At 62.5% G+C, this 23737-nt stretch carries 21 protein-coding genes; 7 read left to right on the top strand and 14 right to left on the bottom strand.

Translation table 11 applies throughout. The features are described 5' to 3' along the window. The first annotated feature begins 45 nt into the window (after nt 1-45). The gene (locus tag M1E05_RS06940) at nt 46-1284 is read left to right on the top strand and encodes a THUMP-like domain-containing protein (protein ID WP_461164832.1); all 1239 of its coding nucleotides are present in this window, start codon (nt 46-48) and stop codon (nt 1282-1284) included. A gap of 19 nt (nt 1285-1303) precedes the next feature. On the opposite strand, the gene M1E05_RS06935 is transcribed toward M1E05_RS06940, so the two are convergent. From M1E05_RS06935 to M1E05_RS06920, 4 genes are all read right to left on the bottom strand, one after another. Next, complete coding sequence (locus M1E05_RS06935) at nt 1304-2167, bottom strand: shikimate 5-dehydrogenase (protein ID WP_461164831.1); 864 nt, start codon at nt 2165-2167, stop codon at nt 1304-1306. Between the two features lie 220 nt (nt 2168-2387). After that, a complete protein-coding gene (ykgO, locus tag M1E05_RS06930; RefSeq protein WP_011693081.1) occupies nt 2388-2510 on the bottom strand; it encodes a type B 50S ribosomal protein L36 in 123 nt (40 codons plus the stop codon). A 45-nt stretch (nt 2511-2555) separates the two neighbouring features. Then, nucleotides 2556-3689: a GTP-binding protein gene (locus M1E05_RS06925; RefSeq protein ID WP_461164830.1), complete on the bottom strand. Its 1134-nt coding sequence runs from the start codon at nt 3687-3689 to the stop codon at nt 2556-2558. Nucleotides 3690-3798: 109 nt separating this feature from the next. Then, the gene (locus M1E05_RS06920; protein ID WP_461164829.1) at nt 3799-5463 is read right to left on the bottom strand and encodes a glycoside hydrolase family 3 protein; all 1665 of its coding nucleotides are present in this window, start codon (nt 5461-5463) and stop codon (nt 3799-3801) included. A 213-nt stretch (nt 5464-5676) separates the two neighbouring features. On the opposite strand from M1E05_RS06920, the gene M1E05_RS06915 reads away from it, so the two are divergent. Together M1E05_RS06915 and M1E05_RS06910 are read left to right on the top strand one after the other, a co-directional pair. Continuing rightward, nucleotides 5677-6828 (top strand): glutamate--cysteine ligase, encoded by a 1152-nt coding sequence (locus tag M1E05_RS06915; RefSeq protein WP_458111557.1) that lies wholly within the window; start codon nt 5677-5679, stop codon nt 6826-6828. Nucleotides 6829-6942: 114 nt separating this feature from the next. Beyond that, nucleotides 6943-7809 carry a VanW family protein gene (locus tag M1E05_RS06910; RefSeq protein WP_461164828.1) on the top strand — a complete coding sequence of 289 codons (867 nt, stop codon included), beginning with the start codon at nt 6943-6945 and terminating at the stop codon, nt 7807-7809. A 32-nt stretch (nt 7810-7841) separates the two neighbouring features. On the opposite strand, the gene tsaD is transcribed toward M1E05_RS06910, so the two are convergent. From tsaD to M1E05_RS06880, 6 genes are all read right to left on the bottom strand, one after another. Continuing rightward, nucleotides 7842-8924 (bottom strand): tRNA (adenosine(37)-N6)-threonylcarbamoyltransferase complex transferase subunit TsaD, encoded by a 1083-nt coding sequence (tsaD, locus tag M1E05_RS06905; RefSeq protein ID WP_458111559.1) that lies wholly within the window; start codon nt 8922-8924, stop codon nt 7842-7844. After that, nucleotides 8921-9424, bottom strand: coding sequence for a ribosomal protein S18-alanine N-acetyltransferase (rimI, locus tag M1E05_RS06900; RefSeq protein WP_458111560.1), 504 nt, complete (start codon nt 9422-9424; stop codon nt 8921-8923). The genes tsaD and rimI overlap by 4 nt, the downstream gene beginning before the upstream one ends. Next, nucleotides 9421-10092, bottom strand: a complete 672-nt coding sequence (gene tsaB / locus M1E05_RS06895) for a tRNA (adenosine(37)-N6)-threonylcarbamoyltransferase complex dimerization subunit type 1 TsaB (protein WP_458111561.1) — start codon at nt 10090-10092, stop codon at nt 9421-9423. The genes rimI and tsaB overlap by 4 nt, the downstream gene beginning before the upstream one ends. Next, nucleotides 10092-10628: a tRNA (adenosine(37)-N6)-threonylcarbamoyltransferase complex ATPase subunit type 1 TsaE gene (gene tsaE / locus M1E05_RS06890; RefSeq protein WP_461165204.1), complete on the bottom strand. Its 537-nt coding sequence runs from the start codon at nt 10626-10628 to the stop codon at nt 10092-10094. The genes tsaB and tsaE overlap by 1 nt, the downstream gene beginning before the upstream one ends. A 152-nt stretch (nt 10629-10780) precedes the next feature. Continuing rightward, entirely contained in the window at nt 10781-11983 is a 1203-nt protein-coding gene (gene alr, locus M1E05_RS06885; protein WP_461164827.1) for an alanine racemase, read from the bottom strand. Between the two features lie 77 nt (nt 11984-12060). Then, complete coding sequence (locus M1E05_RS06880; protein WP_461164826.1) at nt 12061-13152, bottom strand: carbohydrate kinase family protein; 1092 nt, start codon at nt 13150-13152, stop codon at nt 12061-12063. Between the two features lie 58 nt (nt 13153-13210). Here M1E05_RS06880 and M1E05_RS06875 point away from each other — a divergent pair, with 58 nt between their 5' ends. Further along, on the top strand, nt 13211-14623 hold the full coding sequence (locus M1E05_RS06875; protein WP_461164825.1) for a family 4 glycosyl hydrolase: 1413 nt from the start codon (nt 13211-13213) through the stop codon (nt 14621-14623). Nucleotides 14624-14641: 18 nt separating this feature from the next. Here M1E05_RS06875 and M1E05_RS06870 read toward each other — a convergent pair whose 3' ends face one another. Then, nucleotides 14642-15076 carry a GNAT family N-acetyltransferase gene (locus tag M1E05_RS06870; RefSeq protein WP_461165203.1) on the bottom strand — a complete coding sequence of 145 codons (435 nt, stop codon included), beginning with the start codon at nt 15074-15076 and terminating at the stop codon, nt 14642-14644. A 184-nt stretch (nt 15077-15260) separates the two neighbouring features. Here M1E05_RS06870 and mshA point away from each other — a divergent pair, with 184 nt between their 5' ends. The 3 genes from mshA to M1E05_RS06855 all read left to right on the top strand — a co-directional run bounded on the left by mshA (nt 15261) and on the right by M1E05_RS06855 (nt 19365). Further along, nucleotides 15261-16526 (top strand): D-inositol-3-phosphate glycosyltransferase, encoded by a 1266-nt coding sequence (mshA, locus tag M1E05_RS06865; protein ID WP_461164824.1) that lies wholly within the window; start codon nt 15261-15263, stop codon nt 16524-16526. A gap of 21 nt (nt 16527-16547) precedes the next feature. Continuing rightward, complete coding sequence (locus M1E05_RS06860) at nt 16548-18230, top strand: formate--tetrahydrofolate ligase (protein WP_461164823.1); 1683 nt, start codon at nt 16548-16550, stop codon at nt 18228-18230. A 679-nt stretch (nt 18231-18909) separates the two neighbouring features. Next, nucleotides 18910-19365, top strand: coding sequence for a DUF559 domain-containing protein (locus M1E05_RS06855; protein ID WP_461164822.1), 456 nt, complete (start codon nt 18910-18912; stop codon nt 19363-19365). A gap of 160 nt (nt 19366-19525) precedes the next feature. Here M1E05_RS06855 and M1E05_RS06850 read toward each other — a convergent pair whose 3' ends face one another. From M1E05_RS06850 to treZ, 3 genes are all read right to left on the bottom strand, one after another. Continuing rightward, nucleotides 19526-20611, bottom strand: coding sequence for an inositol-3-phosphate synthase (locus M1E05_RS06850; protein ID WP_309108178.1), 1086 nt, complete (start codon nt 20609-20611; stop codon nt 19526-19528). A 254-nt stretch (nt 20612-20865) separates the two neighbouring features. Then, nucleotides 20866-21903 carry an L-glyceraldehyde 3-phosphate reductase gene (gene mgrA / locus M1E05_RS06845; protein WP_461164821.1) on the bottom strand — a complete coding sequence of 346 codons (1038 nt, stop codon included), beginning with the start codon at nt 21901-21903 and terminating at the stop codon, nt 20866-20868. A 72-nt stretch (nt 21904-21975) separates the two neighbouring features. Further along, nucleotides 21976-23727, bottom strand: a complete 1752-nt coding sequence (gene treZ / locus M1E05_RS06840) for a malto-oligosyltrehalose trehalohydrolase (RefSeq protein ID WP_458111570.1) — start codon at nt 23725-23727, stop codon at nt 21976-21978. Nucleotides 23728-23737: the final 10 nt, after the last annotated feature.

Genomic DNA, 23737 nt, shown 5'->3' with positions numbered 1-23737 from the left:
TAGCGGGGCCACCACCGAGTCATGGCCTCCACTAGGGTTGACTGCATGGCTGACGCAACACAGGACCTTATCGCCCCACTGCTGACCAGCGAGGGGTGGGAACTGTTGGCCTCTCTGGGTCCCTACCGCGAAGCGGAGGCGTTCCAGCAGAATGCGGCGCTTCGAAAAGCCGGGCACTCCCCCGCCCTCGTCTCTGCTGTCCTTACCCAATCGCGCCTTCGAACCAAGGCGGAAGGCAAATTCGGCGAGTTTGCCCGTCAGATGATCTTCACACCCGCCGGACTGGAGCAATCCACGCGCCTCCCTGTTGCCGCGCGCCACGCCGAACGGTTTCTCAGGGCCGGCATCAGGCATGTGGCGGACCTCGGCTGCGGTCTTGGGGCGGACTCCATGGCCCTTGCATCGCTGGACATTCGCGTTACTGCGGTGGAGCAGGATGAAACAACCGCAGCCTGCGCCACCATGAACCTCATTCCGTTCCCGAACGCCACGGTGGTCCATGCCGACGCCACCACGGTTTCCCTTGAAGGTATCGACGGCGTCTGGCTGGATCCGGCTCGCCGCACCACCTCCACCTCGGGAACACGGCGGATCTGGGACCCGGAGGATTTCTCACCCCCACTGTCATTCGTTGAATCGCTTGCAAAATCAGGCCGCTCTGTTGGCGTCAAGATGGGCCCTGGTATCCCGCATGGCTCTGTCCCGGCCGGATGCGAAGCCCAGTGGGTTTCGGTAGGCGGAGACGTCACGGAGGTGGCCCTCTGGTTCAACGCTGTCCGCCGCCCTGGAGTCCGACGTGCCGCTCTGCTGCTGGGTGCCCAGGGGGCCGCGGAGATTACCAGTGAGGAAGATTTCGACGGCGGTCCCGTAGCCCCTGTGGGGCCGGTCGAAGGCTACCTGTATGAACCCGATGGCGCCGTCATCCGCGCCGGCCTTGTGGCCGACGTCGCGCTTGAACTCGATGGCCATCTGGTGGATGAGCACATTGCCTACATCTGCGCTGCCGGTTTGCGTGATACACCTTTTGCCCGCGCCTACAGGATCCTGGAGGTCATGCCGTACAACGTCAAGGCATTGAAGTCATGGGTGAAAGACAACCGGATCGGCGTGCTGGACATCAAAAAGCGTGGGACCTCCGTGACGCCCGAGGAACTCCGGAAGCAATTGCTCGCCGGTGTCAAGTCCTCAGGAAAGAACGCAGCAAAGAAAACGGCCACCCTGGTTCTCACCAGGATCGGTGAGGACCGGGTGGCCATCTCGGTGGAGCCCGTTTTCTATCCTTAGTTCTGCTTATTGGCTCGGCTTACTGGGCCCGCATGAACTCCTCTGCAGCGCGCACCTGGCTATCCGTAGGCCTGATCCCGGTGTAAAGCACAAATTGCTCAAGCGCCTGGATGGTGGCAACTTCCGCGCCGGTAATAACGGTTTTGCCGGCTGCCCGGCCGGCAGCAACCAGGGGTGTCTCCGCCGGTAGCGCGACGACGTCGAAGACCACCTTTGCGGCATCGATCACCGGCTGCGGGAAGGACAGGCCGTTCGCCTCCGCTCCCCCGGCCTTGCTGCCTGCCTTACCGCCTGCCATGCCGATGGGGGTCACGTTGATGATCATGTCCGCCACGCGGGCACTGTTGACCTCAGTTGCGGGACCATCGCTGTCGCCATCGCCATCGAGCTGCGCCTGCCAGCGAAACCCGTAAAGATCGGCCAGCGAGCGTCCGGAGGTCTCATTCCGGGCAATGATGGTCACGTCCCGGAAGCCGGCGTCACGCAAGGCGGCCGCAGTGGCTTTCGCCATACCACCTGATCCCTTGAGCAGCACGGAGTAGTCGTTTGGGACGTCGTTCCCCTTCAGCAACTGTTCGATGGCTGTGTAGTCGGTGTTATACGCCGTCAGCCGGCCAGCGTCATTGACGATGGTGTTGACTGAGTCGATGGCTTTCGCGGACGGATCCATGACGTCAACCAGTTCGATGACCTCTTCCTTATAAGGCATGGAAATCGCGCAGCCCCTGATTCCCAGGCCGCGAACACCGGCGATTGCCTGGCCCAGATCCGTGGGGGCAAACGCCTTGTAGATCCAGTTCAGGCCAAGCTGCTCATACAGATGGTTGTGGAAACGCGTCCCGTTGTTGCTGGGCCGGGCCGAGAGCGAGATGCATAAGGTCATGTCTTTATTCAGAATGGGCACAGCACCATTAAACCGCTTGTAAACCGCTCGCCGTCAGCCCTGGCGGGCTTTCCGTTCCGCCTCTTCCCCACCCTCGTTCCTCGGGCGGGGACCCCGGAGGCGTCTCTTAACTCATTTCAGCCCTGGCGGGCTTTCCGTTCCGCCTCTTCCCCACCCTCGTTCCTCGGGCGGGGACCCCGGAGGCGTCTCTTAACTCATTTCAGCCCTGGCGGGCTTTCATTCGCGGATTCTTTTTGTTGATGACGAATGTTCTTCCTCTTCGGCGGACTATTTGGGCCCCTGGAATCTTTTTCAGGGCACGCAATGAATTCCTGACCTTCATGTTTTCTCCTTCAATGGTTGTGACCGGTGATGTGCCGGCCGTTTTCTACAGACTGCTTTCCAGCTCCCAGGGGTCCTCAAGGGTGGCGAAGTCCTGGGCCATTTCTTCGTCAGTGAGCTGGCAGGCATCAAGCAGCGAGCGGATCTCGCCGCCGTCGATGTCTTCTCCGCGACCCGTCACCGCTACCACGGTGCTCCGGTCCCCAAATCTCGGGTGCCAGGCAAGGATGGCATCGGCGTCGCCGGCGTTGGCCGTCAGTCCTTCTTCCTGGTCCGCTACCCAGCGGCCAGTGTTTTCCAACCAGACACGGGGACCGATGCCCATCAGGCCGATCCTCTGGGCCGGAGCGGACGCCATCCAGAGCCTCCCCCGCAACCAGTGTGACCCGGCGGCCAGCAGAGGAAGGGCCTCCCGGAAGCGCTGCGGATGAAGAGGCCGCTCCACGGAGTGCAGGACGGTGCAGAAGTCCCCGGAACGGTCCTGGACAGGAACCCGGACAGCCCCGAGCCGTGAGCGTGATACCGCTTCCCGCGCGTCATAGCAGCGGGGACGGAAGTCGTCGTGTGTTTCAACGAGTACGGCATGCGGCGCCAGTTGCGTCATGAGCTGGACCCCTGAGTGCCAGTCAGTTGATTCCTTGTCCACACTGCCGGCAAGTTGGGCCCCGAGGCCCGCCTGGACCATCACGGTATCAACGTGCGCGAATTCGGAAATCAGGAACTCTCCGCTGGTGCGGTCGTCTCCGCGTGCTGAGGTAAATCCCGATTCGAAGAGTGTATGCCTGTCCCAGATCTGGTGCTCGAGTTCCATGGGATCGACCGCCAGCACCGCATTGTCAATGAAGATATTGGCCCCCAGCCTTGCTGTCAGCTCTGCGACCACCAAGCCTGTGGCTACTCCAGGCGGGAGGCCAAGAACCACATGGGCGCAGTCCGTATCCATGAGCCGCTCCACGGTGGGCACAACATCGAGCCTGACGGTGCAGCTCAGGCAGCCGTGCTCCAGTGGCGTCTCGGCACGCTCGATAAGCACGCCGTCCCGAAAAATCCGCCGCAGGACAACGTACCCCTCAAGGAGATCATGATGCACCACCACGGAGTTTCCATGGGTCTCCCCCAGGCGGAAGGTTGCTTCCTGACGGCATTGGGTATCGAGCGAACTAACCAGGGATAAATGCATTCCCCGAGCTTAGATGACAATCATTCTCATTAGCAAACAGCACGACAGGGGAATCCCAATCCGGGAACGTCGCCCCGGCATAGGGTCCCCTGATCCCGTCCGGCCCCGCCTACGGGCAACCCGAACCTCGGGGATAACTTCCGACGTCGACCGGCAGCTTTCCGGGGGCGCCAGCCTTGCCGGTAAGAACCGCAAGCAATGCGTCAAAGGCCCCCGGTGTGCGCCCGTACAGTGCAATCCTGGTGGCGGCTGTTGATGAAGCGAGGGACCAGGGTGCATCGAGGGAGACGGCGACGTCGGCTTTTACGGGCCCTTCGCCGAAGCCGATGAGGCTGACTGTAGGGCCGGTTCCAATGGTGACACCCGCACCCGCTGCGGCTTTCGCAAAGCGTGCATGGTCCGCTGCCGAACCCCCGGCCACCGTGACAGCGCCCTGAATGATCGGTCCGCGGCAGGGACCGGAAAGTACCGTGATTGCCGTCGCAGAGAGCTTCCGCGACAGATCCGCGCCGCTGCCCGGAGCCGGAGCGGGTGGAATCGTTGTCCGCCCCCGCCAGAGCATCATTGTTGCAACCCGCTGGGCTGCCTCGTCCAGTCGCTCCTTGGCGAGCGAACCATCTCCCACGGCAGCAACAATAGCCTGATGAGCGGCCTCAACGTCGGGTGGCATCAGCAGGAGATCCGCGCCGGCTGCCAAAGCCTTGGGCGCAGCAGACCCGCCCGGGAACTGCTTCTGAATAGCCTCCATGTTCAGGGCGTCGGTAACGGCAACTCCTTTGAAGCCGATGCCGCGCAGGACGCTGTACGTTGCTTTCGACACCGACGCAGGCATGCCCGGTTCCAGGGCCGGAACGGCTATGTGCCCCGTCATCACCATGGGAACGCCGGCCGCAATACCTGCCTTGAACGGCATCCAGTCCCTTGCCTCGAGTTGGGCCGTGGGAGCGGGCTGAACGGGAAGGTCCAGGTGGGAGTCCACCGTCACGGAACCGTGGCCAGGAAAATGCTTGATGGCCGGGAGTACCCCTGCGGCCAGCATCCCCTGAGAAAAGCCTACAGACATTTGGCCGACTGTTTCGGGGCTCCCCGATATCGAGCGTGACCCGATGGTCGGATCCGTCGGGCCAATAGTGACGTCCGCGTCCGGCGCGAAATCCACGTTGAACCCCAGCCCCGCCAGTTCACCCGCCAGCGAGCGGCCCGCGTCGGACGCCAAGGAGGGATTTCCGGCTGCCCCGTAGCTCATGGGCGAAGGCCATTCGGTGAGTGGCGTGCGAAGCCTTGAAACCAGACCGCCTTCCTGGTCGACGGCGATCATCCCCGGCCATTTTCGGCCGTCCGCCGTAGTGGCCTTCTGCAGGGCAGCGGTGACCTTGCCCATTGCTGCCGTGTCGACCTGGCCGTCGGGCGTCCCTGGAACGTTGTCAGCCATAACTATGGAACCCGCGAGGTGGAGCCGTTCAATGGCGTCCGCCTGTGCCCCGTGGTCCAAGCCCTGATAGAACGGCAAAAGGACCTGGCCCGCTTTCTGGCTGACGGTCATGGCCGAAACGGCAGTGCGGGCGGCGTTCAGATCCTTCTGTCCAGGACCCCAGCCCAGCTGTTCACCGGCGTCCGGTGAGTTTGTCGCGGGCGGAGGTGCCGCCGTCGTCGATTCCTGGGCCGATGGCGAGGCAGACGCACCGGGAGCCGGGCTAGAGCCGGATGGGGATGGCGTGCCGCCAGTGGGCCCTGGTGTACAGGCGGCAGCCAACAGGACGGTTCCGAAAATCATCGTCAGGATTCTTGCGGGAGAACCACTGGTTCGAACACTGCTTGGACCCTCAGGGTGAACGCTGCCAATCCGAAAGGTGCCGATGTGAAAACTGTCACGTGCGCTTTGAAACCAAGCCATCATACCGATGCTACCCCTGCACTAGACTTGAGGCACGGTTGCCAGCTCTGGGGGAGGCAGCGGCAACGGCAAGTAAAAACGTAAAGGGACCACATGAAGATTGATTTTGCTGCCTCCAGGCAATCAACTCTTGGAGTGGAATGGGAGCTTGCACTCGTCAATGCTGAAACCGGTGAATTGGCGTCCGTTGCCAATGAGGTTTTGCGCGGGGTTGCCGTCAATCACCCGGAACTGAACGACGACGACGAACACCCGCACATCAAGCAGGAGCTTCTGCTGAACACGGTGGAGCTCGTCACCGGTATCTGTGAGACGGTGGCCCAGGCAAAGGAAGACCTCAGCAGTTCCCTCGCCGCTGTACGTGAGGTCACCGACCCCATGGGTGTGGAAGTCTTCTGTGCCGGAAGCCACCCCTTCAGCCCGCCGCAGCTTCAACCCGTCACGGATAAGGCCCGCTATGCCAAGCTGATCGACCGCACGCAGTGGTGGGGCCGGCAGATGGTGATTTACGGCGTGCACGTCCACGTCGGCCTGGACCGCAAGGAAAAAGCCCTTCCCGTGGTTGATGGCTTGGTCAACTACTTCCCCCATTTCCAGGCATTGTCAGCGTCCAGTCCTTTCTGGGGCGGCGAGGATACCGGTTACGCCTCGCACCGGGCCCTCATGTTCCAGCAGCTTCCCACCGCAGGGCTTCCATTCCAGTTCTCCACCTGGGATGAATACGAGTCGTACGTGCAGGACATGTTCACGACGGGAGTCATCGACACCCTCTCGGAAATCCGCTGGGACATCCGCCCCGTTCCCAATCTGGGAACCATCGAGATGCGGATTTGCGACGGCCTGGCCACGCTTGAGGAAGTGGGTGCCGTCGCTGCGCTGACCCAGTGCCTCGTCGACGAACTCTCCACCACCCTGGATAACGGCGGAACCATTCCCACCATGCCGCCCTGGCACGTCCAGGAGAACAAATGGCGTGCCGCCAGGTACGGCCTGGACGCCATCATCATCCTGGACGCAAAGGGCAATGAACAGCTGGTGACGGACCACCTTCTGGAGACACTTAACCGGTTGGAACCTGTGGCCGCTAAGCTCCGTTGCGCGGATGAGTTGGCCGACGTCGAAAAGATCATCCGCCGGGGCGCCGGCTACCAGCGGCAGCGCCGCGTCGCCGCTGAAAACGGCGGCAATCTGCAGGCTGTGGTCCTCGACCTCGTGAAACAAATGAGGAACGGACCCACAGCCTGAGCGGCGGCCTTGAGGCAATAAATTAGTTCGCGCCCGGTGTAACCAAAGTCCCCGAAACGGAAACTTCAGGAGTGTGGCACGTTGCCATGCAGGTTCGATCCGGGGGAAAAGCGTATGCCGCGTAAGTTGTTCTGTGAGTTGTCGCCGTTGACGTACTGGATATCGGTACAGCGGATGGTCCTCCAACGAAAGCTCCAGGACGTGTTTTCCGGAGCAAGGTTCGCCACTGTCAGAGATGGCGAAACGCTGCCGGTGGTTGTTTACCGGCACAACTCCCTGATCCGGAGGAAGCTCGGCAACGTCGACCTGCACTTTCAGGAGAACAAAGCCGTCAGCCTCGGAATCGCCGCGCCCTTGGTAAACCGCGTGGAGATCAGGCCCGGCGAGACGTTTTCCTTCTGGAATCTGGTGGGAAGCTGCACGGCGGCTAAGGGCTACCGCGAAGGTCTCACCATCAATAACGGCCGGGCCGAGTCAGGGATCGGGGGCGGGCTGTGCCAGTTCACAAACCTGCTGCACTGGATGGTCCTCCACAGCGAATTGACCATCGTGGAACACCATCACCACGGCGAACTGGATCTGTTTCCGGACTTCAACAGGCAGATCCCCTTCGGATCCGGCACGTCCATCATCTACAACTACCTCGACTACCGCGTCCGCAATGACACCGAGCAGAGCTTTCAGTTCCTGGTTTCTGTCACCGATGAGCACCTGTGCGGCGAACTGCGGGCGGAGAAGGTACCCGCGGTGAAGTTCCACATCAAAGAAGAAGACGCGTACTTCCAAGAGTCCGGCGGGCAGGTTTTACGGCACAACAGGATCGTCCGGCTGACCAGGGATAAACGGAGCGGCCTGATCGTCTCGAGAGAGCAGATCCTGAAAAACACTGCGCTGGTGGTCTACGACCGCGATCTGATCACGGCAGACATCCTGCCCGAAGAGGCAATCGTCCGCTCCGAGGGTTACAACGTTCTTGTCTAAGCCGAAAGTGTCGTTTAGGCCGAAACCGTGGCCTAAGCCGAAACCGTGGTGACCGGCATGGAGGAATCCGGCGCGAAAGCTATCCCGCTGGGCCCGATGCCGGCCATCATGAGCTGGGCTCCCAGGGCTGCCACCATGGCGCCGTTATCGGTGCAGAGGTCCAGGGGCGGGACGTGCAGTGCTATTCCGGCAGCGCTGCAACGTTCGCCGGTGAGCTGCCGGAGCCGGGAATTGGCCGCGACTCCCCCGCCAAGAAGCAGGCTGGTAATGCCGTTCTCCCGGCAGGCGAGAACCGCCTTGGACGTGATCACGTCCACTACGGCCTCCTGGAAGGCTGCCGCGACGTCCGCAACCGGAACCGGCTCTCCCCTCGCCTCAAACTGCTCAACGCAGCGCGCGACGGCGGTCTTGAGGCCGCTGAAGGACCAGTCGTAGCGGTGGGGGCCGGGTACGTCTGCGGTGCCCATATACTTCGGCTGGGTCAGTCCTCTGGGAAAGCGGATTGCCTTTGCGTTTCCCGTTCGCGCCAGCCTGTCGATTGCTGGTCCTCCCGGGTAGCCCAGTCCAAGCAGCCTCGCCACCTTGTCGTAGGCTTCTCCGGCCGCGTCATCGATGGTGGAGCCGAGCATCTCCACGTCGTCGGTAATGCTCTTGATGCGAAGTATTTCAGTGTGCCCCCCGGAAACCAACAGGGCGCCAAGGTTCTGGGGCAGGGCTCCTGCCCTTTCACCATCGGCCTGGAGCACGCCGACCCCTACGTGCGCCACCAGATGGTTGATGGCATACAAGGGTTTGCCGGTGGCCACGGCGAGCGCCTTCGCAGCACAAACCCCCACCATGAGTGCGCCCGCCAGGCCCGGACCTGCGGTGACCGCGACGGCGTCGACCTCTTGCAAGGTGACACCCGCATCCGCGAGCGACTGCTGGAGGGTGGGAACCAAAGCGTCGAGGTGGGCCCGGGAGGCGATTTCGGGTATCACGCCGCCAAACCGGACGTGTTCCTCCATCGAGGATGAGACCGTGTTGCTCAGCAGGGACGTTCCCCGCACGATGCCGACGCCGGTCTCGTCACAGGATGATTCGATTCCAAGAACCAACGGCTCGTTGCCGTTCATGGGCGTTCTGCTTCCGTTGTGGGCACTGTTTCCGATAGTGGGAGCCGCATGATCAGGGCGTCTACGCCGTCCCGGTAATACCGCGGGCGGACGTGGATCTGCTCGAAACCGAAGCGGAGGTAGAGCTGCTGGGCGCGGGGGTTGTCCGCCCGGACCTCAAGCAATACATCTTCTGCGTTCCGGCGGCGGCTTTCCCTGATCAGGGCGGTGAGCAATGCCGAGCCGATTCCCTTGCCTTCCTGCTCCGGAATCACGGCGATGGTCTGGACGTCGGCTATGGGCTGGATGCACATGAGCCCGGCATAACCCACGATGGTCCCGGCCGCTTCGGCGACAAGATAGTGGCGGGTGTCTGACTGGCCCAGCTCGTCGAAGAACATCTGCAATGGCCAGGCGTCCACGGGAAACAGTTTGCGCTCAAGCTGGTGTACTGCAGGAATGTCTTCGGCTGTCATTTCCCGCAGAATCACACTGCCCGTATCCTCGTGGCGTCCGCTCATAGCGCCCGCTTTCGGGGCCCCGGGACCTGGGCATCGGACTCGCGCAGGTACAGCGGCGTGGAATCCGGCAGTTCCCCGCCAGCGGCCAAACGAGCCAGGGCGAATTGCCCCAGGTAGAGTGCGTCCGGCTGCTCGGAGCTGAAGTCCGGATTGGCCTGGAGGGCATCGGGGTACAGCCCGGCACCGGCACCATAGGCGGGGAGATCCGGAACGTCCACGGCAAAGCCGACATGCGGGCCGTCAACGAGTTGCGGCAGTTGCCCCTCTTCCAGGGTGTAGCGGGCCCAATAAACCTCTTTGCGGCGGGCGTCGGTGGCCACGATGAACTCAGGGACCGCCTCTGTTGATTCAGCCACTTCCAGGGCCACCGCATCCAGGCTCATCATCCCATAAAGGGGCTTTTGCCAGACGAATGCCAGTGTACGGGCGGTGGCGATCCCTGAACGCAGCCCCGTAAACGGCCCCGGTCCCACCCCTGTAACGATGGCGTCGATATCAGAGCCGGTGACGCCTGCTTCTGCCAGCATCCGGTTAATGCCTGGTGCCAGAACCTCAGCGTGGCTTCGGGTGTCTTCGGTGGAGAAGTTGCTCACCACGCCTTCCATGGCGTCATCGGAAACCAGGGCGGCACTGGCGACAGCCGAGGTGTCGATGGCAAGGATCAGCATCAGGAGATTCCTTCCGCGATGCCCGGCCACGACGGTTGCCGGGCCCACCGTGGCCCAAACCCACGGATCACAATGGTTCGTGGTTCGTCATCGTCCTCGGGAGCGAAATCGAGGACTGCTGCCTGTTCCGGGCTCGCCTGTTCCGGGCTCTCCGCTGGGTAGGAGACACCGGGGAGTCCTGCCGATCCCAGCCGGCGATAAAGTTCAACCTCGAGCCGGCTGTCACTCAGGTGCTCTACCCGTTCCCTCCCCCATTCCACCACTGTCACAGAGCTGTCCATCGTGTTCTCGAGATCGATGTCGTCTATCTCCGACGCCGATTCGAGGCGGTAGGCATCCACGTGTACCAGGTCCGGTCCGCCGGGGCGCGGCCCCTCGGGCAGGTTGGGATGGATGCGGACCAGTACGAAGGTAGGCGAAATAATGCCTGCCCGTACACCAAGGCCCTCGCCCAATCCCTGAGTAAAAGTGGTCTTCCCCGCCCCGAGTTCCCCTGTGAGAACCAAGAGGTCCCCCGCCTCGAGTACCGAGCCGATAGCGCTGGCAAGCTGGTGAGTCTGTTCGGCGGTTTCGACGTGGAACGTCTGTTCCCACTGGAATGAGTCGGACTGGGCTGAGTCGGATCGGGCCGAGCGGGATGGGGCTGAGGCGGGCCGCTCTGAGGCGGGCAGCGGGCCCTGTTCGGCGCTCACGGCGTCGTCTCTTCATTGATGTAGCGACGGGGCACGCGCGGGCTGATCCTGGTCACGATCTCGTAGTTGATGGTTCCGGCTGCCCGGGCCCAATCATCGGCGGTGGGGCCGCCGTCGTTCCCGTCCCCAAACAGAACCGCCTCGCTTCCGAGCCTGCTGTTCCCTCCGGCCGCCAGATGCAACGGTCCAAAGTCCACCACCATCTGATCCATGGCGATAGTGCCCACCACGGGGTATGTCACGCCGTTAATGCGGACCGGGCCTCCGGTGGCCACGCGCGGAACCCCGTCGGCATAGCCCAGCGGGATGAGTCCGAGTGTGCTGGCACTTTCCGTGCGGTACCGAAGTCCATAAGAGACTCCCTGATGGGCCGGGACGTCTTTGCAGTGCGCCACCAGGGTGCGGACAGTCATGGCGGGCCGCAGCCCGAGCTCGGCCGAAGTCTGTCCTCTGAAAGGGGAAAGCCCGTAGATGCCAAGCCCGACCCGCACGAGGTCGAAGTGGGTATCGGGTCGGGACAGCGCAGCGGGTGTGTTGGCAAGATGCCTTATTTCCGGGTCTATTCCGGCATCCTCCGCCACAGCCAAGGCATCGCGGAAGGCCGCAAGCTGTTCATCCGTCTCGGGCCGCTCGGGTTCGTCCGCCACGGCAAGGTGCGAGAAGATTCCAGCCACCCGCAGCAGCCCCTCCTCCTGGTATTCAACCGCTGCGCCCACGAGCTTGTCCCAAAACTCGATCGTGGCGCCATTACGGCCAAGGCCGGTATCCACCTTCAGATGAACTCTGGCGGGGCGCTCCTGATCCCTGGCGGCAGCCACAATACTGTCCAATTCCCAGCCCGAACAGGCGATATCTATTCCGGAAGCAACGGCTGCAACGAAGTTGGTTTCGCGCGTATGCAGCCAGGCTAGTATCGGAGCGTCGATGCCGGCAGCCCGGAGGGCCAGAGCCTCGGATACGTGGGCCACTCCCAGCCATTGTGCTCCAGCCGCGAGCGCGGCCCTCGCCACGGGAACCGCACCATGGCCGTAGGCGTCGGCTTTCACCACCGCCATGACCCGCGCAGGAGAAGCCACGGCTACCAGTCGCCTCACATTGTGGCGGATGGCCTCAAGGTCGATGACGGCGGACCGCTCGTCGCTCACATTGGGGGAAGCATACGACGCCGGTGCAGGGCCGCCTGCTGCTGGGTAAGTCACCCTAGTGATTCTAGTAGCGGCCGGACAAGTCGCTTAATTGGCCGCCCCGGCAGGCGACTGGCGGTCACGCCGTCGGGTTACGCATCGGAAAGGTGCGCGATGGTGGCCGTCGCACGTCGCTGTGCCTCGGGCGGGACATCCCGGACGATCTCCTCAAGGAACTTGTACCGCCGCAGCCACTGGCTCCCCTGCCGCTCGGGCCGCGCGTTCGCTTTCTTCCACCAGTCAGCGATGTCTCCCCAGCCGGGCGCAGCCAAGGATCCACCCACCTGTTGTACTGCCAGCGCGGCGCAGAGGTTGGCGAAACGCAGCCGGTTACCCAGGGGCCATCCCGCCAGGCACCCCACGACGAAGGCGGCACCAAAGCAATCACCGGCGCCGGTGGGATCAAGCGCGGGAACCGGCAGGGATGGCACCCACTCCTCTTCGCCTGTCTCGGAGTCCACGGCCATTGCCCCTTGAGGTCCGAGTGTCACCACCGCAACAGGAACCCGGTCAGCCAACGAATACAGTGCTGCCCACGGATCACGCTTGCCGGTGAAAGCCATGGCCTCCCGCTGGTTCGGCATAAAAGCGTAAAAGTACTTCAGGTTGTCCAGCCTGCTGGGCAGCCATGCCCCGCTCGGATCCCACCCGACGTCCCCGAACAGCTTCACGCCGTCTCCCTGGGCTGCGAGCGCCCAAGGCTCCATTTCTTCGGCGAGGTCGGTGACGGCAGCGAGGGCGGGCGGTGGGTGTCCAATCAGGTCCGATGACGTCAAGGGCGCCGGGTGACCGTGGGTAACCATGGAACGGTCCTCCTGCACACCGAGCGAAACAGTGACCGGCGAATGCCAGCCCGGAATCCGCCGGGAGAGGGACAGGTCCACGTGTTCCTGCCCTGCCAGGATTTTCCAGTTGTAGTCCCCGTACCCGTCATCCCCGAAGGCGGCAGCCAACCCCGTCCGGAGGCCAAGCCTCGCAGCCGCAATTGCCTGGTTGGCCACTCCGCCCGGGCAGCTTCCCATGCCGTCGCTCCAGACTTCCGTGCCTGGCTCGGGTGCATGCGGCAACCCCGTGAAAATGATGTCCTGGAAAACCGTGCCGGAAAGCAGCAAATCGAAACCGTCTGCCCCCGGAGTACGGACACTGGACAGGGGATCGAACCGTCGGGCGGGAATAGCGTCCATGTCCCGCAGACTACGCTGTGACGCTACTGCTGGAAAGGGGGAGGCATAGACTCTGGTCATGCGGCTTATGATTGCCGGCGGCGGCGGTTTTCGTGTCCCCCTGGTCTACCGGGCGTTGGCCTCCGGGCCCTTCTCCGGCCTGGTCCGGGAACTGGTCCTCTACGACGTTGATCCTGCAAGACTGGAAGCCATGGACGCCGTTCTTCGTGCGATGGCGGATGAATCAGCATCGTCAGCATCCGGGAGCCGGCCGACGATCCGCACCACCACCTCGATTACTCAAGCCCTGAACGGCACTGACATGGTTTTCGCAGCGGTCAGACCAGGAGGTACCGCGGGCCGCGTCACCGACGAGCGGGTCGCCCTTGAGCTGGGACTGCTAGGGCAGGAAACCACCGGAGCCGGCGGGATTTCCTACGCCCTGCGGTCAATTCCCGCCATGCTGGAACTGGCTGAGGCCATGCGGCAACTCGCTCCGGAGGCCTGGCTGATCAACTTCACCAATCCCGCAGGGATGGTCACCGAGGCCCTGCGGCCCATCCTCGGCAGCCGGGTAATCGGCATCTGCGACTCCGCCAGCGGGCTGGTCCGGCGCGCTGCCGAAGCGGCCGGAGCCACCCTTCCCGAAGGAAAGCTCGACGGCGTGGGTTACTACGGGTTGAACCACCTGGGCTGGTTGTACCGGCTGGAGTCCGGCGGCCATGACCTGCTGCCGGAGCTTTTGTCCGACGCCCAGGCACTGGCCGGCTTCGAGGAAGGGAGGCTCTTCCCGCAGCAGTTCCTGGCACAGCTGGGCTGCCTGCCCAACGAGTACCTCTTCTACTACTACGACACCGCCAAAGCCGTTGAGGCAATGCGCGCAGCTGAAGGCACACGAGGCGAATCCATTCACAGCCAGCAGCAGGACCTCTACCCGCAGCTGGCCGTAGCAGGACCCGCGGCCTACTCCTTGTGGGAGTCCGCGCGCCGCTCACGCGAGGAGGGCTACCTGGCTGAGGCCCGCCCGGCAGGGGAAGGTCGTCACGCCGAGGACCTTCATGGCGGCGGCTACGAGCGGGTCGCACTCTCCGTGATGCGGGCGCTCGCAGGCGTCGGCAACGCCGAACTCATCCTGAATACTGCCAACGCTGCCGGCGGCAAAGCCGGCGCCGGTTCTGGCGCCAACGAAAGTACAGCGATACCCGCGATTCCCGGACTGCCCACGGACGACGTCGTCGAGGTTCCCTGTGTTGTAAGCCCCGAAGGCGCCCTGCCGCTACTGCAAAGCCGCCCCCACGATTCGCAGCTTTCCCTGATGCTCCGCATCAAGCAAGTGGAAAGGCTGACCATCCGCGCCGCCACCATGGGGGACCGCGACGCTGCGATCGCCGCCTTTGCCGGGCATCCGTTGATCGCGTCAGACGGTCTTGCGTCGGAGTTGCTGAACGGCTACGAAAAGGGCTTCCCGGCATTGCGGGAGCGCTGGCGTTAGGACGGAGTCACTGGGGTTCTAGAGCTTCCGGTACATCACGTGAAGCCCCACCAGGCCGTGCTTCGGGTGGTTGAAAGCTTCGGGGATGGTGGCCAGTACCTCGAACCCGAGGCTCTGCCAGGCTTTTACGGCCCTCGTGTTGCTCTCGACGACGGCGTTGAACTGCGTGGCGCGAAACCCGGCCTCACGGGCGGCCTCCAGGGAATAGGTGCAGAGGGCACGAGCCACGCCTTTCCCACTGTGATCCTGGTGCACCATGTACCCGGCGTTGGCCACGTGGCTTCCCGCTCCGCCGTAGTTGGGGTGCAGCTCACCTGTCCCTATCACCAGGCCGTCCTGGACCGCGACGAAGGTCTGCCCTGGTGGTTGCTTGAACCAGATCTCCTTTGCCTTCGCCTCGGAGGTGTCAGGATCCCAGGTATAGGTCTCGCCTGCGCGGATGATCGGCTCCATGATGGCCCAGATTCCGGGCCAGTCGTCCTGGCTCGCGGATCGGATCCGGAAAGTTGTTGATTCTGCTGATTCTGGTTTTCGGCTCACTGGCGCCACGTTAGCAGCCAGGCCAGGGCTGCAATTGCGCCCGGTGTACAGGAGTAGTGTTTTATCGAATGCTGTTGGAGAGGCCGAAAGGAGAGCCGTGACCCTGATTCGGCGTGTCGCATTCCTGTCATTGCACACCTCTCCCATGGAACAGCCTGGCTCCGGGGACGCCGGTGGTATGAACGTCTATGTCCGTTCACTGGCTTCGGCGTTGGCCGCTGCCGGTGTGGAAGTGGAAATCTTCACGCGATCCACCTATGCCGGGCAGCCCGCCGTCGAACATCCCGATCCCGGTGTCTGTGTACACAACGTGATTTCGGGACCGCCGCGGAAGCTCCCCAAGGAGGATCTTCCCGAGCTGCTGCACAGCATGGTTGCGGAAATCCAACGGATCCGTGAGCGCCAGCCACACGGGCGCTACGACATCATCCATTCCCACTACTGGGTCTCGGGAGTGGCCGGACTGGAGCTTTCCCAACTGTGGAATGTCCCTTTGGTGCACACCATGCACACGATGGCCAAGGTCAAGAACCTGCTCCTGCATTCCGGGGAGAAGCCTGAACCGAGGCGGCGCGAGGACGGCGAACACCGGATTGTCGACGGCGCCACCCGGCTTATTGCGAACACCGGCCACGAGGCATCTGAGCTCGTCTCCCACTACAACGCCGATCTTGACCGCATCGACGTTGCCCCGCCCGGCGTCGATCTGACCGTCTTCACTCCCGCCTTCCGGAGCCGTTCCCGCAAGGAGCACGGCGTGCAGCCCGGCACCTTCCACCTGCTGTTCGCCGGCCGCATCCAAAGGCTCAAGGGACCCCAGATTCTCCTAAAGGCGGCCACGCTGTTGCGGACCCGGCGTCCGGACATCGATTTGCGGCTGACCATACTCGGGTCGTTGAGCGGGTCAAAGGACTTTGATTTGAAAGCCCTCATCAAGGCGGCAGGAATGGACGACGTCGTAACCCACCGTCCGCCGGTCAACGCAATGGACCTCGCGAGCTGGTACCGCTCAGCAGACGTCGTGGTGATGCCGTCGTACAGCGAGTCCTTTGGTCTGGTGGCGCTGGAAGCCCAGGCATGCGGAACGCCCGTGGTGGCGACGAAAGTGGGAGGGCTTTCCCGGGCTGTCTTCCACGGCAGGACGGGATTGCTGGTTGAAGGTCACAGCCCTGCAGATTGGGCCGACGTCCTGGAAGCTCTCTATGACGACCCCACCACCCGTGAGGATATGGGGCGGGCTGCAGCACTGCATGCCGAAAGCTTCGGCTGGCAGCGCACAGCGGCCATTACGCTGGAAAGCTACCACGCCGCCGTCGAGCAGTATCTTGGACACCGGCAGATCCCGGCCCGAGCCACCCCCTAGCCCCCTAGCTGAAGGACGACGATGTCTGAAGAAAAGGTGATGAGCGATCTTGAAATCGCCCGGCACGCAACCATGCGCCCCATCGGGGAGATTGCGGCGGCGGCAGGGATCAACGACGAAGCGGTCGAGGCATACGGCCGGTTTAAGGCCAAGATCGATCCGTCCCGGCTTGCGGCGTCGGAAGCGCGGGGGAAGGTTGTGCTGGTCTCGGCTATGTCTCCCACTCCGGCGGGCGAAGGAAAGTCCACAACCACGGTGGGTTTGGCTGACTCCCTGGCACGCGCCGGCCATAAGGTGATGATTGCCCTGCGCGAACCCTCGCTCGGGCCGGTCCTGGGAATGAAGGGTGGGGCTACGGGGGGCGGATACTCCCAGGTCCTGCCGATGGACGAGATCAACCTGCACTTCACTGGTGACTTCCATGCCATCACCTCGGCGAACAATGCGTTGATGGCGCTGGTGGACAACCACATCTTCCAAGGCAACGAACTGAACATCGATCCCCGCAGGATGACGTTCAAGCGGGTGCTGGACATGAATGACCGCTCGCTGCGCGAGGTGGTGATTGGACTTGGCGGCCCGGTCCAGGGCGTTCCGCGGCAGGACGGATTCGATATCACCGTGGCCTCGGAAATCATGGCGGTCTTCTGCCTAGCTACGGATCTGAGGGATTTGAGGGAACGCCTGGGCCGGATCACTTTCGGTTACACCTATGAGCGCCAGCCTGTGACTGTGGCCGATCTCGGGGTCCAGGGCGCGCTCACCCTGCTCCTCAAGGAGGCCATCAAACCCAATCTGGTGCAGACCATCGCCGGCACTCCTGCCCTCGTCCATGGCGGCCCGTTTGCCAACATCGCCCATGGCTGTAACTCACTGATTGCTACCCAGACTGCTCGCCGCCTGGCCGACATCGTGGTTACCGAGGCAGGTTTCGGCGCCGACCTCGGGGCCGAAAAGTTCATGGATATCAAGGCCAGGGTAGGTGATGTGGCACCGTCAGCCGTGGTCGTGGTCGCCACGATCCGGGCACTGAAAATGCATGGCGGGGTGGCAAAGGACAGCTTGACTGCACCGAACCTCGAGGCCTTGGCGGGTGGCGTCGCAAACCTTCAGCGGCATGTGCACAACGTGGAGAAGTTCGGACTGACACCCGTGGTGGCAATTAACAGGTTCGCGACGGACACCGCGGAGGAACTCGACTGGCTGATGGACTGGTGCGCCAGGGAAGGTGTCCCGGCCGCCGTCGCTGATGTGTGGGGCCGCGGAGGTGGCGGAGACGGCGGCGACGATCTGGCAGTGAAGGTGGCGGCCGCCCTGGACGTTCCGCACACTTTCCGACACCTCTATCCGCTGGAGATCTCTGTGGAGGAGAAGATCCGAACCATTGTGCAGGAGATGTACGGTGCCGACGGCGTCGACTTCTCGGTACCGGCCCTCAAGCGGCTGGTGGAGATCGAGAAAAACGGCTGGAGCGTGCTGCCGGTCTGCATGGCCAAGACCCAGTACTCCTTCAGTGATGATGCGTCACGGATGGGCGCACCAAAGGGTTTTATCATTCATGTGCGAGATCTCCTGCCGAAGACCGGGGCCGGCTTTATCGTGGCCCTCACCGGTGCCGTTATGACCATGCCCGGACTCCCCAAGGACCCCGCCGCGCTGCGCATGGACGTAGACGCCGACGGCATCCCGGTAGGCCTCACCTGACCCTCCCTCACCTTTCGCCGGTTTTAACCCAACCCTCCATCACATCCCGCCCCCAAAAACCCAACCCTCCATCACATCCCGCCCCCAAAAACCCAACCCTCCATCACATCTCGCGAGGACCATCGTCGCCTGTGGATAACTTCTGCAGGAACTGTCCAAGGCGGGTAACAATTCCCCTATGCAAAAAACCAGCCTGCCGGGCGACCTTGGGACGATGCCTTTCACTCTTGAAACTGCCCTGAGACTCGGCGTCACGGAGAGCAGATTGCGAAATTCGGATGTGGCACACATCAGCCGGGGCCTGTACCGCCCCGTCAGTTGGGACTTTGAGTTGGAGGCGGCGGCGAGGGCTCTGTCCGACGCATCTCCGGGAGCCTGGATCTCCCATGTCACTGCCGCACGCATAAAGTGTTTGATCTTGCCGCCTTGGCTTGCCGAGTCAGCTGAACTGCACTTGAGCAAGCCCCGATCACTCCCAGGAGTACGCCGCAAAGGAGTAATTGGCCATACAGTTCTGGCTCGGGAAGATGAAATCGAAGTGACAGACGGGATTCGGATCAGCACCCCGTCTCGCACGTGGCTCGATATGGCCAGACGGCTGTCCCTAGACGATCTGGTATCCATGGGAGACCAGCTGATCAGGATTCCGCGTCTGCATTTCGAAGGGAGATCTCAGCCGTTGGATACATTGGCAGGCCTGGGCTCCCTCGTGGACCGCCACCCAAACCTTCAGGGGGTTGTGCGAGCCAGGGAAGCCTTGGAGCTGATGCGGGTGGGGGCCGACTCAGGACCCGAGACACTGCTTCGCCTGGCAATTTCCGACTCAAATCTGCCAGAACCTGAGCTGCAGCTGACACTAAAGCCGGAAGACACGAACTCGCCTACGTGCGACCTTGGCTATCGTCAGCGCCGATTAGCAATCCAGTACGACGGCGGTCATCACCTTCTGGAGCCACAGAGACTGAGCGACAGGCGGCGGGATAAGGCTTTCGAAGCCGCTGGCTGGGACGTACTGATCTTCGATAAAGAAGATCTCAGCGACAGATTCCAAAAAACCGTAATCAGAATCCGTCGGATGCTTCGCACCGGTCGGCCCGACCACCCGGCAGCGTCAGGATTTGTCGACGCGATGTGAAGGAGCGTTAGCCTAAAACCAGCGAAACGTGAGAGAGCGTCCGGCGAAAACCAGCGAAACGAGAGGGAGCGTTTGTTGGAGAAACGACGAACGCTCCCCCACCTGCGAAAGGTGAGGGAGCGTCAGCCAAAAACCCGCGAAAGGTGAGCGAGCGTTTAGGTTAGCGCTCGAGGTCTCCGCGGATGAAGGCCTCAACTTTTTCGCGAGCAAGGTCATCGTTGAACTGCTCCGGAGGAGACTTCATGAAGTAGCTCGACGCGGAGAGGAGCGGTCCCCCGATACCGCGGTCCAGGCCGATCTTTGCGGCGCGGATGGCATCGATGATGACGCCGGCGGAGTTCGGCGAGTCCCAAACTTCCAACTTGTACTCCAGGGAAACCGGAGCGTCGCCGAAGTTGCGCCCCTCCAGGCGCACGAAGGCCCATTTGCGGTCGTCAAGCCACTGGACGTAGTCGGACGGGCCGATGTGAACGTCCTTGGCAGCCAGCTCCGCCTCGACGTTGGAGGTCACGGCCTGGGTCTTGGAAATCTTCTTGGACTCGAGGCGGTCACGCTCCAGCATGTTCTTGAAGTCCATGTTGCCGCCGACGTTCAGCTGGTATGTGCGGTCCAGGGTTACGCCGCGGTCTTCGAAGAGCTTGGCCATCACGCGGTGGGTGATGGTGGCACCGATCTGGCTCTTGATGTCATCACCCACGATGGGTACGCCGGCAGCGGTGAACTTGTCAGCCCACGCTTTCGTGCCTGCAATGAACACGGGAAGGGCGTTGACGAAGGCAACCCCGGCGTCGATGGCGCACTGGGCGTAGAACTCAGCGGCTTCCTGCGACCCGACCGGGAGGTAGCAGACCATGACGTCCACTTCGGCATCCTTCAGCGCCTGGACAACGTCCACGGGCTCTGCCGGCGACTGCTCAATGGTCTCGAGATAGTACTTGCCGAGGCCGTCAAGAGTGTGGCCCCGCTGTACGGTGACGCCCGACGGCGGGACGTCGGCGATCTTGATGGTGTTGTTTTCGCTGGCCAGGATAGCGTCAGCAAGGTCGACGCCGACCTTCTTGCCATCGACGTCGAAAGCGGCCACGAACTGAACATCATTGACGTGGTACTTTCCGAACTCCACGTGCATCAGACCCGGAATCGTTGCCTGGGGATCGGCATCCCGATAGTAATGAACGCCCTGGACCAGTGAGGCGGCACAGTTGCCTACACCGACGATTGCAACACGAATGGGATTTGAAGACACGGAACTCCTTTGAGAACAAACGTCACGCACCCTGCGCGGTCCTGCCCTGATGCGGAACGGCGGCTGATGGGCACAGCGCCATGCGGCGCCCTTGCAGTCTATCCAATGGTGCCGTTGCTTCGCTTGTTCCCAGCTCTGCGATGCCACCTGTGTTACAGACAGCTGTTGCCTCCCATCCCGCAGGATAAGAGGCAACAGCTGTCAACTGGCCAAGGCCAGTCACGCAGGTCCGAGACGTATTGCCCCGGGACGGCTTAGGCCTTCAGAGCCACACTGATGTCGGACTCGACGGCGAACTGGTCAATCGCTGCCAGCTCCTCCTCCGTAAAGGCGAGGTTATTGACGGCCGACAGTGTGTCTTCGAGTTGAGTGACACTGGAGGCACCAATGAGGGCTGAGGTGACGGGGGTTCCCTTGGGCTGGTCACGGAGAATCCAGGCGACGGCCATTTGGGCGAGTGTCTGGCCTCTCTCCGAAGCGAGGCCGTTTAGCCCGCGGATGCGGTCCAGTTTGTCTTCGGTGATCGCTGCCCCGGAAAGGAAGCGTTCCTTGGCTGCTCGCGAGTCGGCGGGGATGCCGTTGAGGTAGCGGTCGGTCAGCTGGCCCTGTGCCAGGGGCGAGAAGGCGATGGAGCCGGCGCCCACCTGTTCAAGTGCCTCATACAGGTTCGGTGTGCCGTTCTCCGTCCAGCGGTTCAGCATCGAATAGCTGGGCTGGTGGATCAGCAGCGGCGTGCCAAGGTCCTTGAGGATGGCAGCGGCCTCAATGGTCTGTTCCGGGGTGTAGGAGGAAATGCCTGCGTAGAGGGCTTTTCCTGAGCGCACTGCATAATCCAGTGCCCCCATGGTTTCCTCCATGGGGGTCTCGGGATCGGGACGGTGGCTGTAGAAGATGTCCACATAGTCCAGGCCCATACGCTGCAAGGATTGGTCCAGGCTGGACAGCAGGTATTTGCGGGAGCCCCATTCGCCGTAAGGGCCCGGCCACATGTAGTAACCGGCTTTGGTGGAGATGATCAGCTCATCGCGGTAGGGCTTGAAATCGTCCTGGAGGTGCCGGCCAAAGTTGGTTTCGGCCGATCCGTCCGGCGGGCCATAGTTGTTGGCGAGGTCGAAGTGGTTGACGCCAAGGTCAAAGGCGCGACGAAGGATGGCACGCTGTTCGTCGAAGCGTTTGTCATCGCCAAAGTTGTGCCACAGGCCCAAAGAGATGGCCGGAAGCTTCAGGCCGCTGCGTCCAACGCGGCGGTACGGCATGGATTCGTAGCGGTCTTCCGCAGCAGAATAAGTCATACGTACCATCCTGCCAGCCGCAGGACCGTCCCGGGGCTGGCGTCCAACATTCGGTCAGCGAAGTCAGGTGAGTCAGGTAAGTATGGCCGCGCTGTGCCCGGGCAATTCCAACTTTCCGGACTCCAGACGCACGCCGTCCTCGGTGGCCAAACGGATTGTCTCGGCTTCCGTGTTGAGCCTGCAGTCTCCGCTGGAGAAATTGAAGACGACGTGGACTGAGCCCCGTTCCAACCGAAGCCACCGGTCCTCTTCGCTGAATTCCACCCTTGTTTCCTCGAAGCCGGGAGCAACAAGATCGGGCAGCGACTTCCGGAGAGCAGTCAAGGACCGGTAGAGCTCCAGCAGGCGGACGTGGTGGCCCTCAGCGGCCTCATTCCAATTGAGTTTGGACCGCATGAACGTCTCCGGGTCCTGGGGGTCCGGAACCAGGGCAGGGTCCCAGCCCATCCTCTCGAACTCCTTGATCCGCCCCTCTGCTGTAGCCTTCCCAAGCTCCGGTTCAGGATGTGAGGTGAAGAACTGCCAAGGCGTCGTGGCGCCGTATTCCTCGCCCATGAACAGCATGGGAGTAAACGGTGATGTCAGCGACAGAACGGCGGCCAAGGCCAGCGGACCGTAGGAAAGCGACTGCGAGAGCCTGTCACCAACAGCCCTGTTACCGATTTGGTCATGGTTCTGGGTGCAGACAACCAAGGCGGATGGATGAACGAGGTTGGAGTTGATGGCCCGGCCGTGGCGTCGGCCGCGGAAACTTGAATAGCTTCCGTCGTGGAAAAACCCGCCCGTCAGGACCTTCGCCAGGGCAGCCACGGAATCGAAGTCGCTGTAGTAACCGGTGGTCTCGCCCGTGAGGTTCACATGGGCGGCGTGGTGGAAGTCATCGCTCCACTGGCCAGAGAGCCCGTACCCATTGAGCTCCCTCGGATAGAGCAGGCGGGGGTTGTTGAGATCCGACTCGGCGATCATGGTAGCCGGGCGGCCTGTCTCAGCGGAGACAGCCTCTGCCAAAGCCCCAAATTCTTCCAGGATGGGAAGCGCACGTTCATCCTTTAGCGCGTGGACGGCATCGAGACGCAGCCCGTCGACGTGATAGTCACGCAGCCACATGGCCGCGTTCTGGAGGATATATGCCCGGACTTGGTCCGAGTCCGGGCCATCAAGGTTGATGGAATCGCCCCACGTGTTGCTCTTTCCGGACGTGACGTACGGGCCGAACCTGGGCAGGTAGTTGCCGCTGGGGCCGAGGTGGTTGTAGACCACATCCTGGATGACGCCCATGCCGGCCGTATGGGCTGCATCCACAAAACGCTGGTAAGCCGCTGGCCCGCCATAGCCCTCGTGCACTGCATACCAGAGCACGCCGTCGTAGCCCCAGTTGTGGGTGCCGTTGAACGCATTGACCGGTAGGAGCTCCACAAAGTCGATGCCCAGCCCGGCCAGGTAGTCGAGGCGCTGGGCCGCGGCGTCCAGAGTCCCTTCAGGAGTGAAGGTTCCCAGATGCAGCTCATAGATGACGGCGCCCTGCAGCTCGCGGCCTTTCCACCCGCCGTCCTGCCATTCGTGGGCCGTCGGATCGAAAGTTCGGGACAACGAGTGCACGCCCTCAGGCTGCCTGCGTGAGCGGGGGTCCGGAAGGGGAATGTCTTCGTCATCGACGAGGTAGCCGTAATCCACTTCGCCCTCCGCCGGAGCCTCCGTGGCAGTCCACCAGCCGTCGTCGCGCCGTGTCATGGGGTATTTTTGGCCAGCCGCCAATAGGGTGACGGATTCGGGCTCTGGAGCCCAAATGTCGAAGCGTTCGCTTCCGTTCACTGGAAGAGTCATCGGGTGGTTC

Source organism: Arthrobacter sp. R4-81, from assembly GCF_054792365.1.
Note: the sequence above shows the minus strand (reverse complement) of the source record. Positions and strands in the feature narration are given on the sequence as shown.